Below are 15,047 nucleotides of genomic sequence, written 5' to 3'. Positions count from 1 at the left end.
ACGGTCAATTGTCAAAGCCGGCGAGGAAAATGAGGTAATAAAATGGCGGATCATCAATCACAGATTTTACGAGCATTATTGGAACTGGATAACCGTTATATTTCCGGAAATGAACTTGCTCGGCACTTCAACATCAGTCGGCCGGCCGTTTATAATAACATTCAAAAGCTTAAGCAAAAGGGGCATCTGATTGAGACGAAGAAGGGATTGGGATACAGCTATCAGAAGTCAAAATGTTTTGATGCTCAAGTGATCGATCATTATCGAGTGACAACTTACCCGGTCAGAACGCACGTGTTTGATCGGCTAACTTCAACCAATGATTACGCTAAGCAGTACGGCACCGAAAAAACGGTGTACAAGCCCCAGATCTTCGTGACGGATACCCAGACGAAAGGGCGTGGGCGCTTGGGTCGGCGATTTTATTCACCAGCCAAGACCGGTATCTATATGAGCTTGCTGATTCCGATTCAAACTCGCCAAACGCTGCATTCCGGGTTAATCACAACTGGCACAGCCGTCTGTGTAGTTCGTTCACTTCAACCCTTTTTTCCACAGGTCGATTTTCGCGTGAAATGGGTCAATGATATTCTTGCTCATGACAAAAAATGTGGTGGGATTTTGACTGAGACAACTGCCAGTCTTGAAGATGGCTCTCATGAAAATGTGATCGTGGGGATTGGTCTCAACGTTGATTCAGATGACTTTCCGGATCCGATTAAACACAAAGCCGGCGCAATTGTTGCTCATAGCCAAATTGACCGCAATAAGATTGTGGCCAAGATTATCGACAATTTCTTTTACATGTATCAAACTTACCAAACTGGCAATTTTTTGTCGGAATATGCGCAATTATCAGATATCCTGGGTCGAAAGATTCGGGTCGAAATGGGCAGCCGGGTCTATCTGGGCATTGCTGATCATTTCGATAATGAAGGGGCATTGGTGATGAACACTGATTCAGGCCAGCTAACAGTTTCTAGTGGTGAAGTGACGAAAGTTTATTTACCAGAGAATGGTTATACTGGCTGAGCTAATCCATTACATTTATGGTTAACTTGGATTGGGGTTCACTTAACCGTTAACAACTCATAGGAGCGTTTAGATGAAAATCACAGAAATTGTTCAAACGGCACTGATTACTGCAACCATTATTATTTTGGAAATGATCCCACCGTTACCACTTGGTTTCATTCCGGTTCCAATTGTGATGCAGAATTTGGGAATCATGTTAGCAGCCGTAATTTTAGGACCCAAAAAAGGAACCCTGGCGATTTTCGGGTTCCTCTTGCTGGCGTTGATTGGTTTTCCAGTGCTCAGTGGTGGTCAGGCAGGGCCTGCATTTTTTGCCGGACCAACTGGCGGCTATTTGCTCGGGTGGTTATTAACGCCACTCATGATCGGCTATGGTCTTTCCCGGCCATTTATTAACCGTCGTTGGAGTCGATTAAGTATTATCTGGTTCGCCGGCGTCTTATTGGTCGATGTTATCGGCTCAGTCTGGTTATGGCTGGTCAGCCCGATTTCATTGATTGGGTCACTCGTGTCAAATTTGGCATTTATTCCGGCGGATACATTGAAAGCAGTGGCTGTTTATTTGGTGGCCGAGAGAATGCGGATTTGGAATAAAGAAACCATTCGTTTATAAGAATACAAAAATTGATAGTGTCCAACAGATAAGGCTCATCATCCGAAATTCAAATTCTCGAATTTCGAATGATGGGCCTTATCTAGTAACGGACGATTTTTGGCTCTTTGTCAAATCCTGTTGATAGAGAGTAAATGAATAGAATCAGGCAGTCATTAAAAGGCTGTTTGGTTCTTTTTCTTTGTACAGATCTTCTTCCAAACGAATTCTGGTTAAGAGATTGGTAAAATTGGAATAGCAAAAAGCTGTTCGTTCGATTTGTTTGATTTTGCGGTTGAAGCCTTCAAGACAACCATTAGAATAAGGCAATTCTGCTCCATTGAGCACTGCTGTTAGATTGTGTTTAAAGGTTAAAAGCGTTTTATGCATTAGAGTCCCAATTTGATCTTTGCAGTTGATTAATGACTTAAGCTTTTGAGTATTACCCGTTTCAATGGCTTGAATAAAGTCTTGCATTAGGTTATATGAATTCTCTAAAGCAGTATTGGCATTGATGCCTTCTGTGACTACTTGGGCTTGAGTTAAGCAGTCTTTATAATGCCAATTGTAGCGAGGATGAACCTTTTCGAGCTCATCAAACTTCTTCAAGTATAATTTCCAAGGAGATTTGAGCAGCTGATACTGTCTGGATCTTTTATCAAAGGTCTTCATGACTTTAACTCTCAGTGAGTTGAAAGAACGCGTAAGCATTTGAATCATGTGAAAGCGATCGATGACAATCTGAGCATTAGGGAAACAGGCTCTGACAATGTCCTGATAGTAAAAGTTGAGATCCATCGTAACGGTTCTAACGTTGGCTCTGGCTTGAGGCGAAAAACGTCCAAAATACTTAAGCAGATTCTTCTTATAACGCGTTCTAAGAATCTGCACGACTTGATGACTATCGCCGTCTAAGCAGATAAAGTGCAGCTGACGATCAACGCCTTTGAATTCATCAAAAGCCAAATGAGCTGGCAAATATTCGTAGCTGTCAATAAATCGGTGTGAACAGTTGCCCAGCACTCTCTGGACGGTATTGATTGAAACATTGTTTTCTCTGGCAATACTAGTCATAGATCGATCTTCAGTTAAAGCTGATAATACCTTAAGCTTAGAAGCATTAGAAATAGAACAGTATTTGTTTACTAGTTCAGATTGAGCCATGGACCAGCGCTCACAATCACGACATTTAACTCGCTACTTAGCCAATCTGATAATGACAGGCAAACTGGCATTAGCTGTCGGATAGTGAATATTGGTAATCAAGTGGCCATTGTGCAAGAGATCCAGGGAGCCGCAAAAAGGACAAGCAGGTTGAATCAGTTCAGCTTCATAGATTTTATGATTTTGTAGTTTGATCGATTTATAAAAACAATATTTTCGTCTTTAACATCAAGCTCGAATTTAATACAATGATTAAGAGAGGACATAGAAATCACCTTTATTTATAAAATGTTTAGTGGAATAGATTTTTTATTAAAGAGGACTATGTCCTCCTTTTTTAATGCAATAAAAAACCTGTTAACAGCTTATCATATAGATAAGTCATCAACAGGAAAAATTGTAGAGCCATTTAAATCAACGAATTGCTTGTCTCTGAGATCAAATTCTCGGTGACTTTTTTATTTTACAGATTTAATTGAAAACAGCGGCAGCTTTTCCAGATAGATGATGTCCGTTCGATTAGCGGCATCACCCTCCGCTAAAATGGCGCATTCAGCAACCGTCTTTGCATGAGCCTTTGTTAACAGCCGTTCAGCCGCCTCCAAAGACCCACCAGTTGAAATCACATCATCCACCAAAATAACGTGTTTACCGGCCAGCTGCTCAGCGTCATGGCCATCCAACACAAGTTTCTGCTCATCGGTAGTCGTAATTGATTTAACAGAAACTTCCAAGGGATCAGTCATGTAGGCCTTAACACTCTTGCGGAGAACAACAAACTTGGGATGGTTCGTGAGGCGACTCATTTCCTCAGCTAACGGAATTCCCTTACATTCAAGGGTCACAATATAATCAAAGTTCTCAGTAATCTTAGTGGAAAGTTGTTGAGCAGCTTCGTGAGCCAATTCCGAATCACCTAACAACACAAACGATGCAATCGCCGTGGTATCATTAATTGGAATAATTGGTAACGTGCGCTTCAGCTGGCCAACTTTTAATTCATATGTTTGTTCCATGGTTATACCCCCAAGCCGATAAGCGGCAAAATAAATTTCAGTGCGGCACCCGTTAACAAGCCTGTAAATGGATCAACAATTGCGGTCACGACCAAGGTGAGGGCCGCAATCACACTGTCAGATCCTTGCATGGCCGTGGCGGCATTCTCTGGAAAGATGACAACGGCTCCTAAGATTAACAAGAATCCGACAATTGAAGCCGACGGCACGTACTTGCCAATCTTAGGCAACCAGCCGGCAAATAGAATGACGGCCATGATGAGCATCATCATGATCCCGGCAATCACGGGTTCCGGGGCGCTGGCGGTCGCCGAAATAATCGTTTCAACAGGCGCCCCGCCCAACAAACTGGTTCCCATGTCGGCAAACGCCTGCGTCCCGGTCAGCAAGTTTAAATTAACCGGATTGGGCTTAATTCCAGTCATCTGACCGGTAATGAGTCCATAAGAAATATTGGCCCCAATGTTCAAGCAGGCCAAACTCAATGCCCCGCGAATCACCCGAATATTGAAAATTGGTTTTAAAAAGTGAAAGCGGCGTTCAACGACGTGTGCGGGTAATTCCGCTTCGTAATGGGTCGCAAAGACGGCAATCAAACTGGAACCAATCACCGATAACGCGATGGTCCAAACTAAATCTTTTGTCAGTAGATAGGTCACAATTGCAATGGCAACCGAAGAAATACCAGCCGTTCGTTGTTTTCGCGCCATGTTGACAGCGATTTTGGCCAACATGATCCCCACGCCGGCCATCATCCCAGCCATAATTGAATTGCCAAGAACGGCCACGATTTTTGTCAGCGTCCCACTAACCCCGATCACTGCCATAATGAGCGAACCACCAAAGATGATTGAGGTTCGTTCGCGGGTTGTATCACCCAGGTTTCCGGTAAGGGCTAATGACTCCGCCTGAAATGAAATCGGTGCGACAGACCCAAATGCACCGTTGACCGCGGATGCTAATACAAATGAGAAGGTTGTCGGGAACACGGCAAATCCCAATCCCATTGCCATAATTCCCTGCGGAATTCCGTTTAAAACCACGCCAATTGCGGCGAGTAAGTCGGCTATCCAGTGCATGCCAAGTTTCCTCCTAATACGAATGCTTATGTATTTTTTAACTAATTCGTTCAGGTTTCAATATAATAATATCGCATATTTATAAAAATAGCCACCCCCGATTTAAAATTGAAGTGCAACACTTGATAACTAGACCAATTAGACTAGCTTAAAAGGCCATGAAGGCCTATTCTTATTATTAACGACAAAATCAACAGATAAGGATAGGTGTCTTCATGACCCAAACTAAGAATATCATGCCTAAGCATTACCAACAACTCCAATCTTTTGAACGCGGTCAAATTGAGTCTCTGACTCGATTAGGATTTGGCGTTCGTCAGATCGCCAGCCGGCTTCACCGGAGTCCCAGCACCATTTCTCGCGAATTAAAACGCGGGTTAACCACCCAGATTGATTCCCAGAAACATCGGTCATATCAGGGCTACTTTGCCGAGCGCGGGGCGGCTTACTATCGAGAACAGCGGGCCAAGTGTCACCCCAAAGGTTTACTGCAGCGGGCTGCCGTGTTCTTCAAGTCCCTGCCGAAAGCTTTAAAAGCTAAGCCACGAGTTTTCAGTGTCGATACGTATGTCCACTATTTCAAAGCTCATTACCCGGGCTTTCCCTGCCCATCAACGGCTACGGTCTATCGGTATATCGAGGCTGGCAAGCTCCCGGAGCTTCACAACTATGATTTACCCATGAAGCTACGTCGCCGCGTTAAACGCCCGAATCACCGACATGCCCGCCTGAATAAAAAACGGCTTGGACAGTCCATTGAAGACCGGCCCGCAGTGGTTCGGAAATGTCAGGAGTTGGGCCATTGGGAAGGCGACTTAGTGAAAGCCAAACGGGTTGAGTCCGAACCAGCTTTAATGACGTTAACCGAGCGAGTTAGCCGGATGGAATTTATCGTTAAATTGCCTGATTACCGGGCAGAGACTTGCCGGCAAGCCCTCCAAGATACGATTGATGATTACGGTGCAGAAAACTTTCGGACGATCACGTTTGACAACGGCTCGGAATTCGCTAGTTTAAGTTTAAATCAGGTTCAAGGAACGGAAATCTACTTTGCCCATCCATATTCTCCCTGGGAACGGGGCACTAATGAGAATGTGAATGGTCAATTAAGAGAGTTCTTCCCAAAGGGGCATTCCTTTAAAAACCTCTCATTAGTGGATCTGCAGTTGGTTCAAGACACGCTGAATCACCGTCCCCGCCGCTGTTTAAGCTATAGTTGTCCAGCGGATGTTATGCCACAACTGGTTTAACTTTCTAGACCAATTATAAGAATAGGCCATTAGTGTTGCACTTAACTTGACAATTGAGGAACTTTTTATTGATTAATTGACGGAGAAAACACGGGATTTCAATCCCGTGATGAATCCGGCCTTTTTTCTTTTGTTTTTTTGCTTGTTCCCCTTCTTCCTTAAACATATGTTTGATACAATCTTAAAAAGAAAGGAGGGAACAAATGTGCTAAAAGGGATCAAATTAAGACTCTATCCTAATAAAATTCAACAAAACCAGCTTGAGCAGATGTTTGGCAATGATCGTTTTGTTTGGAATCAAATGCTGGCCATGATGAATGAGCGCTATCAGAATAATAAAGATTTGCCTTTTTTAGGCAAGTTCAAGCTGAATTATCTGCTTAAGCCGCTTAAAAAAGAATATCCTTTTTTGAAAAACAGCGATTCTTCAAGCTTGCAGGTAGTTAATGAATTCCTAACTCAATCTTGGAAGAACTTCTTTCAAGATAAAACTGGTCAAATTGGCAAGCCTCGTTTTCATTCACGCAAGTATCTGAAAAAGTCTTATACGGGCAAGTCAATCATAAAAACTGCAGGTAAAAGGTACTTGAAGATTCCTAAATTAGGCTATGTCAAAACCAGCAAGACTGGAGTTTTGCAAAACACTAAGATTAAGCGCTACACTGTTCTGCTTGAACCAACAGGAAAATATTATTTGTCTCTACAGGTGGAAATATCTGAACCAGAGAAGTACAGCTTAACTGGCAAACAGGTTGGGATTGATGTTGGCGTGGCTGATTTAGCGATTCTGTCTAATGGGCTAAAATATCCTAGTTTTAATAGCTCTTATTTTGAAAAGAAAGCTAAAATTTGGCAGAAAAAGTATTCTCGCCGTAGACATTTAGTTAAATTACTAGTTTTACAAAATAAGAATAAAAGGGTGCTTTGTCCTAGAAGCTTAGAAAGCTTTGCTAATTGGCAAAAAGCGCAAAAGTCAAAAGCCAAATACCAAGCTAAAGCAGCTAATCAGCGCAGAGATTATCTGCATAAACTAACTACGCATTTAGTTAAGCAATATGATGTAATTGCGATTGAAGATTTGAAAACCAAGAATCTTCAGAAAAATCATCATTTGGCTAAGTCAATTGCCAATGCTTCATGGCGAATGTTTAGACAAATGCTAGAATACAAATGCGAATGGTATGGCAAGAAACTAATTGCAGTTGATCCCAAGAACACTTCCAGAATTTGTTCAAAATGTGGCTATAACAGTGGCGCTAAGCCATTAGAGATTCGTGAATGGACTTGTTCTAAGTGGTCAGGGACTGACCATGGTAACAAGCTGAGTTCCGTGAGTTAGGTATTTGACTAGTTCAATGTAAGATCCTAAACACTACTCAGTGTTCCCAGAAACCCGGCACTTCAGTGCCGGTGTAGTTCATAGTTGTCCGGGTTCTTGCATTAGCAGCATCAAATACTGATTTAGTCGCATTCCAGATTCGTTCGGCAATGTCGGCATGATTCATGGTATAAAGGTGAATTCCGTCAACGCCTTCAGAAACAAGATCGATAATTTGATCAACAGCGAACGCAATTCCGGCCTCCCGCATTGCTTCCTTACTGTTCTGATAACGATCTAAAATAGCACTGAACTTTTTAGGTAGTGGAACCCCTGTAATTTGAGTAATTCGTTCAATTTGTTTCTTGTTGGTACAAGGCATGATGCCGGCTTCGATTGGGACGTGAATCCCGGCAATTTCAGCCTTTTCCTGGAAATCATAAAAAGCTTGATTATCGAAAAATAGTTGACTGATCAGGTGATCGGCGCCAGCATCGACTTTGGTTCTTAAATGGGCAATATCATCAACAAACCCAGTGGCCTCAGGGTGACAATTTGGGTAACAAGCACTGGCAATGCTAAAGTCTGGTCGATTTTGATGAACAAAGGCTACCAGATCATTGGCGTGATTAAAGTCACCAACTGGTTGTTTTCCGGGAATTTTATCACCGCGAAGACCTAAAATGTTTTTAACATTAAATTCTGAGAGATTATCCAGTAGGTTTAAAACCTGTTCGCGGGTTTGGTACAATCCGGGGACGTGGGCGACTGCCGGGATGTTCAGCTGATTTTGAATTAAATCAGCAATCTGAACGGTACCGGTATAGTGGTCAGATCCACCAGCCCCTGATGTAACCGAGATAAAATCCGGATTAATTGATTGGAGCTGTTGAAGGGTTGGTAAAATTGCTTCTTTGGGCGAGTCTTTCTTAGGCGGGACGACTTCCAGGGAAAAGACAGTTTTATTTTTAAATAACGCTGTTAGGCTCATTTATCTCACTTCTAACTTTCTTCGTTGCATCAACAATATTTTGTAGACTCTTAAAGGATTCTTCTTCAGTTCGCGTCTTTAAGCCACAATCCGGATTAATCCAAATCTTGTCAATTGGTAGTTTATGAACGAGTTGTTTAATCAAGTCCTCGACTTCTTTTTCAGATGGAATTCGTGGTGAGTGAATATCGTAAACACCGGGTCCAACTTCAGTCTGGAAGTTTGCAGCAACAAGTTGATCAATTAAGGTAAAGTCGGCACGGGAAGCTTCAAATGAAATGACGTCGGCATCCAGTGCATCAATCGCCTTGATGATATCGCCAAATTCACTGTAGCACATATGAGTATGAATCTGGGTGCTTGCTTGAACCTTACTGTGGACTAACCGGAAGGCTGGAACTGCCCAGTCGAGGTATTCAGAATACCAGTTGGATTTACGCAACGGTAAGTTTTCTCGCAAAGCCGGTTCATCGATTTGGATAATTTTGATGTCGTGTTTTTCAAGATCCAGGACTTCATCTTGAAGGGCTAAAGCAATCTGGGTGACTGATTCTTTAGGTGAAACATCCTCACGTGGGAATGACCAGTTAAAAATCGTAACCGGACCAGTCAGCATGCCTTTGATTAATTTATCAGTGTGGTTTTTCGCAAAGACAGAAGCTTTTACGGTGATTGGTGCGGTTCGTGAGATATCGCCCCAGATGATTGGTGGTTTAACCCCTCGGGTACCGTATGATTGAACCCAACCGTTTTGCGTAAAGACGAAACCGTCAAGCTTTTCACCAAAGTATTCAACCATGTCGTTTCGTTCATATTCACCGTGAACAAGGACATCCAAACCAATTTCCTCTTGCTTTCTGAGGATACGAACAATCTTATCTTCGTTAAATTTGTCGTACTGTTCACGGGTAATTTCACCCTTGCGAAGTTTTGAACGATTTTGACGAACATCTTTAGTTTGTGGGAATGAGCCAATTGTTGTTGTTGGTAAAACTGGTAAATTGAATTCTTTTTTCTGAATTTTTTCACGTTCACTGCGTTCTGGCAAACGGGTATAATCAGCCTGACTTAAACTGGCAATTCGGTGATGAACAACTGGGTTGACTGGATGTTTAACGCTTTGAAACAGGTTGTCGTTTTTCGTTAAAGCAATTTTACCATCCGCTTCATCATGATAAATATTATCGAGTTCTTTAATCTCATCCAGTTTTTGTAAGGCAAAAGCAAGATACTGTTTCACATCGCCAGGCAGCTTTGTCTCGTCTTCTGCAGTGTATGGGACATGCAGAAGGGATGTGGAACTATTTAATACAACCGGGGCTTTGGTGTTGAGCTGGTTTAAAAAGTTAATGGTATTTTCATAATGATTACGCCAAATATTTTTGCCGTTTACAACTCCGGCGAATAGGATTTTATCATCTGGGAACCCATTTTGTTTTAACAGCTCATTGTTGTACTTGCCTTCAACGAAATCCAAACCGATTCCATCAAAGTTCTTTGAAGTGACATCATTATAAATATCACGAATATCGCCAAAATAGTTTTGCAAAAGAATCTTCGTTGATCGTTTCTCGGCAAGAATGCCGTCATATAAGTCGTCAAAGAGTTGTTTTTCAACAGAGTCAACGTCGAAACTTAAAGCGGGTTCATCGATTTGAAGCCACTTAACGCCCTTTTGACTCAAGCGGTCAATAATTTGTTTGTAAGCTTCAACCAACGCCTCAACATAATCTCGGGGCTTGGTGTCTTCAATAAACCGACTTAGCTTCAAAAGGGTGTAAGGACCGATAACAACAGCCTTGGCATTGATCCCTTGTTCAAGGGCTTCGTTAATTTCATTAAACAATTTATTGCCAACTAATTTAACGTTAGTTTCTTTTGAAAATTCAGGAACAATGTAGTGATAGTTGGTGTTAAACCACTTTTTCATTGGGAGAGCCTTCACGGTTTCAGAACCATTTTGATAGCCCCGGGCTTGAGCAAAGTATTCGTCCAATTCGGATAAGTGAAGATCTTTATAACGGGAAGGGATAATGTTTAATATGTTGGCAGTGTCCAAAACACCATCAAAGAATGAAAAGTCACCTACTGGAATTAGATCAATGCCTGCATCTTTTTGAGCCTGCCAGTGATTTTTTCTGATTTCGTAAGCTGTTTGTTGTAATTCTTCCTGGTTAATTTTATTTTTCCAATAATGTTCAGTGGCAAATTTTAATTCACGGTGATGGCCAATGCGTGGGAACCCAATAATTGTTGTTGTCATAGTTGTTAAATCCTCCTTGATTTAAGTACGCAATTGTTAATGAGAGTGTCTGATTTTCGCTAATCATTTGGGAAAGGTTAAAGAAAAAGACGCTGCAATCTTTGTCAGATTGTAGCGTCCATAAAAAGCAGTATTAATGGATCATTTCAGAAACTAGATAACGTGGCGTTCGAAAGGTTGATCAGAGATCCCTTGTGACAAGATTTCTTTACTCCACTCTTTAGCAGAGAACAATGAATGGTCACGGTAATTACCGCAACTATACTTGTCAGTCCCTTGAACGTCTTTCCATTCGATGTCGTTGGCAATTGCGTCGAGTGACCCCTTCAAAGCCTTTGCGACTTCAGTGGTGCTGTGTTCACCCCAAGTAATTAAATGAAAACCGGTTCGGCAGCCAAATGGTGAGCAATCGATAACCCCGTCAAGGCGATCTCTAAGTAATCCGGCTAAGAGATGTTCAATCGTATGCAACCCTGCAGTAGGAATGGCATTGGTGTTTGGTTGAACAAGTCGTAAGTCGTAATTAGAAATGACGTCGCCCTTTTTTCCAGTTTCTTCAGTGATGAGACGAACGTAAGGTGCCTTTACCTTTGTGTGATCTAATGTAAAACTTTCAACTTTTGCCATAAGATATCATATCTCCTTAAAATTTATTAATTACAGTTACTATCTTAACAGTCACTACTGAATAATAAAATCCCTTAGAGCGGTTCAGCAAATTCGTCCCCACATATCAGAAATAATCTGACGGAGGGGCGAATGCTTCGCTGTACCACCCTGAATTCGTATTACTCTCGCAAGCAATACCTCTGAAAGTGCCAATTATTCCAAATTCTCATAATTGATACCCTGTGAGTTAACGGTCACAGCCGACAACCAAGCGTTAACTTAATTGCACTATTCAGAGTTCATATTCGCTGATTGTTAAGATATCCTTTTTCACCAACCGGATTCTCTTTGAATCTTGTTAAATCAGTTAATCTTCTCTTCAGAGCTTTTCCCTAATCGGATTAGCATTAAAATCTAATGATAATAGTAGTCGACTTTTTAATATTTGTCAACTGTTATGTTGAAACCGTAAGTGTCAATATTTTTGCGGTAGTCCAAAAATCATTAGTCTGACCTTAATTTCTTAATATTTTATGTGGTTTAACATTCGATCTAATTTAGCTAAATAGCTTCCCCCGACAACCTCTGCTGTTAGTGCCCCGTGTTGAATGCCAACATGAATTTCATGGCGACGCTTCAAGCTGTCTCTGGCCGCTGCCAGCAGCTTCTTGTGATCTAAGCTGATTAATTTGCCTGCTTCAAAATCACTATTTAGCCATTGCTCTAAGTCACGATTCTTGATACAGGCCAAAATCCGAAGCATGCCTTCTGCTCCAGCTTCAGACCAGTATTTGCCTTGGCCTTTAACACGATAAGTGTACTTACGGCGATTGCTTTCACAGCTGCCAATTGCCTTAGTAACCTTCAAATTACGCATTTTAAACGGTTATTTGAACTCTAAGGCATAAATCAATTTGCCTTGCAGTTCTGGAGCGAAACAAAGTCGGTCTTTAATCTTTTTGTTCAAATGGAAGACATCCAAAAAGTGCTCATGTTTAGCGCAACGACCGACAATTTCATCAAAGTCCTTTTTCGCGTAACCAGCACCACCATCGGCATTACTGATGATCAAGGTATTAGCTAAATCATAAGTGTTAGCTATATATTCCTTAGCTTCATTCAAAGCGTCTAGACGACTTAATGACACAAATTCTTTGGCATTAGTCCGCTCTCTACGTTTGCAGGTCACATTACGTAATCCTTCACAAACTTGATAGCGATGAAACTCAAATCGTCCTTGAGTGCCTTTAATCATGACGCCATCGCCTTCAAGACAAAGAACTGGCACTTGCTTCTTTGCAGTTTGAGCATCATAACGACTATCAGCTTCTTGTTGCTCTTTGATCTTTTGACCTGCAGTCTTAACTAAATTGCCAATCTGAGCGTGACTAATATTAAAACCCGAAAGACAATTAACAGCTAAGGCAGTATTGCGATAAGCAGCGACGCTGCTTACTGCCGGGATATTTCTTACTGCCAAGACGCTATAATGCTTGTACTTATCAAAGCCCATGAATTTATCTAAAGGATAGCGACTTTCTTGCCCAGCTTTAACGTACCTTCTTCTGACATAAGTCGCTTCGCCAAAAGCCATATTGATTGAACGTTGATTCTTCTTTTCAATTTGGTAGCCCTGATTCTTCATTGATTCACTTAGCTCTTGATCTGCTCGTTCCAAGGCTAAGGACATCAATTCTCTGATCAAATTGAGAAAGAAAAAGGCTATAGCTTTTTCTCGCTTAATAATATTAGTTTCAGACTTTATAATTTTGACGATTTCAGTTACACTTAATTCCATAAAAGACCAGCTTCTAATGTGTTTTTTTGCTTAACATCAGACTACTGGTCTTTTTGTTTTGGAGTCAAGTCCTGAAATGGATTTGACTCCTTTTAATTTATATTTAAACGTTACCGCAAACTATTTTACACTTAGACGGTTGGTTCACAGGGATCCGATTATGAGATTTGGCAACATATTGCCAAATCTAAAGATGCCAAAAAATTAGGTTTAAAAATAAAAGTTAAACAGATTACTGATGTGGTTCAATTAAATAAAGCTACAGCTCAGGGGAATGTTGATGTTAATGCATTTCAATCTTGGAGTTATTATTTAGCTTTGGAGTTATTATTTAGCTTATAACAAAGAAAATAAGTCTGATAAATTAGCGGCATTAGGTACTACTTATATGGAACCTTTAGGCATTTATTCTAAAAAGTATAAAAAAATAAAGGATATTCCTAATGGTGCAACAATTGCTATTGCTAATAATCCATCACAAGCTGCACGTGGTTTAATTTTGCTACAAAAGGCCGGTTTGATTACATTGAAAAATAATTTTGTTTATTTAGGTACTATTAGTGATATCAAAAATAATCCTAAACATTTAAAATTTAAAGAAATTGATGATACTACTGGTCCACGTGTCATCAATAGTGTTGATGCGGTCTTAATTTCAAATACTGTTGCCTTAGAAGGTCATTTACATGTACTAACTGATTCTAATTTTCATGAAAAATTTGATCAAAGTACGAAAGACAATATTAATATTCTAGCTACTGCAGCTAAAAATAAAAATAACTCAGTTTATAAGAAATTAGTAAAACTATATCATAAAAAAATATTCAATCGTATATTAAAAATAAATACTATGGTACAAAAATCGAAGTTAAAAAATCACTATCATACTTTGATAATTAATTTTTATGGAGGGTATTATAAATGACTAAACTTGCAATTGTTACTGGTGCGGGTCAAGGAATTGGAAAAGGGATTGCTGAACGTTTAGTGAAGGATGGATATGCTATTGCTGTAGCAGACATTAACAGTGAAACAGCTACAGAAGTTGCTAATAAGTTACGCAATAAAGGTTATCAGGCTAAGGCCTATTATGTTGATGTAGCCAATCGCAATGAAGTCTTTGCACTTGTCAAACATGCTGTAGGTGATTTAGCATTATATGTTAATAATGCTGGGATAGCTTTTATTGATAGCTTTATTGATTCTGACCCTAAACGTGTTGAACGTTTATTTGATGTAAATCTTAAAGGTACATACTGGGGTATTCAAGCTGCAGCTAAGCAATTTAAAAAGCAAGGAAAAGGAGGCCGGATTATTAATGCAGCATCATTGGCTGGATATGAAGCTTCTGCTCTGCAAAGTGCTTATTCTGTTTCAAAATTTGGAATTCGTGGCTTGACTCAAGCTGCGGCCAAAGAATTGGCAGTAGATAAAATTACTGTTAATGCTTATAATCCAGGAATTGTTCGCACAAAAATGCGAGATTCAATTGATAAAAAAATTGCAAAAATTAAACATGAAACAATAACGCAGCAACAAGCAAATTGTCTCAAGAGATAGCGCTTGGTCGTGAAGCAAAATCTAGCTATGTAGCTGAAGTTGTGGCTTGGTTTGCTTCATCAGGTGCTGAGTATGTTACTGGACAATCACTTCAAGTTGATGGTGGAATGAGATTTCATTAAAAAAATATTTAGAATAAATAATCTCTAATAACAATAAAAATAGTTATTAGAGATTTTTTTGTCAAAAAAGCAAAAAATAACACCTACATTATTTTTGGAAGATAAAATAAATTTAAAAATAATTTTGTATTATCAAAACGGCTTAGCCACAATATATTGATTATAAATAATCAAAAATCTACATGTTGTATTATTGAGCAGACGATGCTATAGTATGTTTACACATATATTAGATAAAACAATAAATAAT

General features: G+C 40.2%; 9 protein-coding genes and 4 pseudogenes. 6 read left to right on the top strand and 7 right to left on the bottom strand.

From position 1 onward, the window contains the following. Positions 1–42 precede the first annotated feature (42 nt). A complete protein-coding gene (locus AADV52_RS07540; RefSeq protein ID WP_003630368.1) occupies positions 43–1,032 on the top strand; it encodes a biotin--[acetyl-CoA-carboxylase] ligase in 990 nt (329 codons plus the stop codon). 73 nt (positions 1,033–1,105) lie between these two features. Further along, entirely contained in the window at positions 1,106–1,648 is a 543-nt protein-coding gene (locus tag AADV52_RS07535; RefSeq protein WP_014919521.1) for a biotin transporter BioY, read from the top strand. A 144-nt stretch (positions 1,649–1,792) separates the two neighbouring features. On the opposite strand, the pseudogene AADV52_RS07530 reads toward AADV52_RS07535, so the two are convergent. The 3 genes and pseudogenes from AADV52_RS07530 to AADV52_RS07520 form a co-directional block, all read right to left on the bottom strand. Beyond that, a pseudogene (locus AADV52_RS07530) lies at positions 1,793–3,057 on the bottom strand (ISL3 family transposase). Between the two features lie 192 nt (positions 3,058–3,249). Then, positions 3,250–3,807, bottom strand: a complete 558-nt coding sequence (locus AADV52_RS07525) for a phosphoribosyltransferase family protein (RefSeq protein ID WP_014564291.1) — start codon at positions 3,805–3,807, stop codon at positions 3,250–3,252. A 2-nt stretch (positions 3,808–3,809) separates the two neighbouring features. Further along, positions 3,810–4,886: a guanine permease gene (locus AADV52_RS07520; protein ID WP_014564290.1), complete on the bottom strand. Its 1,077-nt coding sequence runs from the start codon at positions 4,884–4,886 to the stop codon at positions 3,810–3,812. Between the two features lie 215 nt (positions 4,887–5,101). Here AADV52_RS07520 and AADV52_RS07515 point away from each other — a divergent pair, with 215 nt between their 5' ends. Further along, on the top strand, positions 5,102–6,136 hold the full coding sequence (locus AADV52_RS07515; protein ID WP_014564289.1) for an IS30 family transposase: 1,035 nt from the start codon (positions 5,102–5,104) through the stop codon (positions 6,134–6,136). Between the two features lie 166 nt (positions 6,137–6,302). Next, positions 6,303–7,475, top strand: a complete 1,173-nt coding sequence (locus tag AADV52_RS07510; RefSeq protein WP_133174218.1) for an RNA-guided endonuclease TnpB family protein — start codon at positions 6,303–6,305, stop codon at positions 7,473–7,475. Positions 7,476–7,512: 37 nt separating this feature from the next. Here AADV52_RS07510 and metF read toward each other — a convergent pair whose 3' ends face one another. The 4 genes and pseudogenes from metF to AADV52_RS07490 form a co-directional block, all read right to left on the bottom strand. After that, positions 7,513–8,445: a methylenetetrahydrofolate reductase [NAD(P)H] gene (metF, locus tag AADV52_RS07505; protein ID WP_014919517.1), complete on the bottom strand. Its 933-nt coding sequence runs from the start codon at positions 8,443–8,445 to the stop codon at positions 7,513–7,515. Next, positions 8,423–10,708, bottom strand: coding sequence for a 5-methyltetrahydropteroyltriglutamate--homocysteine S-methyltransferase (metE, locus tag AADV52_RS07500; RefSeq protein WP_014564286.1), 2,286 nt, complete (start codon positions 10,706–10,708; stop codon positions 8,423–8,425). The genes metF and metE overlap by 23 nt, the downstream gene beginning before the upstream one ends. Before the next feature lie 153 nt (positions 10,709–10,861). Further along, positions 10,862–11,335: an S-ribosylhomocysteine lyase gene (locus AADV52_RS07495; protein ID WP_003618609.1), complete on the bottom strand. Its 474-nt coding sequence runs from the start codon at positions 11,333–11,335 to the stop codon at positions 10,862–10,864. Between the two features lie 505 nt (positions 11,336–11,840). After that, positions 11,841–13,115: pseudogene (locus AADV52_RS07490) on the bottom strand (ISLre2 family transposase). 135 nt (positions 13,116–13,250) lie between these two features. Here AADV52_RS07490 and AADV52_RS07485 point away from each other — a divergent pair. Together AADV52_RS07485 and AADV52_RS07480 are read left to right on the top strand one after the other, a co-directional pair. Continuing rightward, positions 13,251–14,015: pseudogene (locus tag AADV52_RS07485) on the top strand (MetQ/NlpA family ABC transporter substrate-binding protein); the annotation flags it as partial. Positions 14,016–14,036: 21 nt separating this feature from the next. Further along, a pseudogene (locus AADV52_RS07480) lies at positions 14,037–14,797 on the top strand (acetoin reductase). The last annotated feature ends 250 nt before the right edge of the window (positions 14,798–15,047 follow it).

This window comes from Lactobacillus helveticus (assembly GCF_046109915.1).
GTDB lineage: Bacteria > Bacillota > Bacilli > Lactobacillales > Lactobacillaceae > Lactobacillus > Lactobacillus helveticus.
Note: the sequence above shows the minus strand (reverse complement) of the source record. Positions and strands in the feature narration are given on the sequence as shown.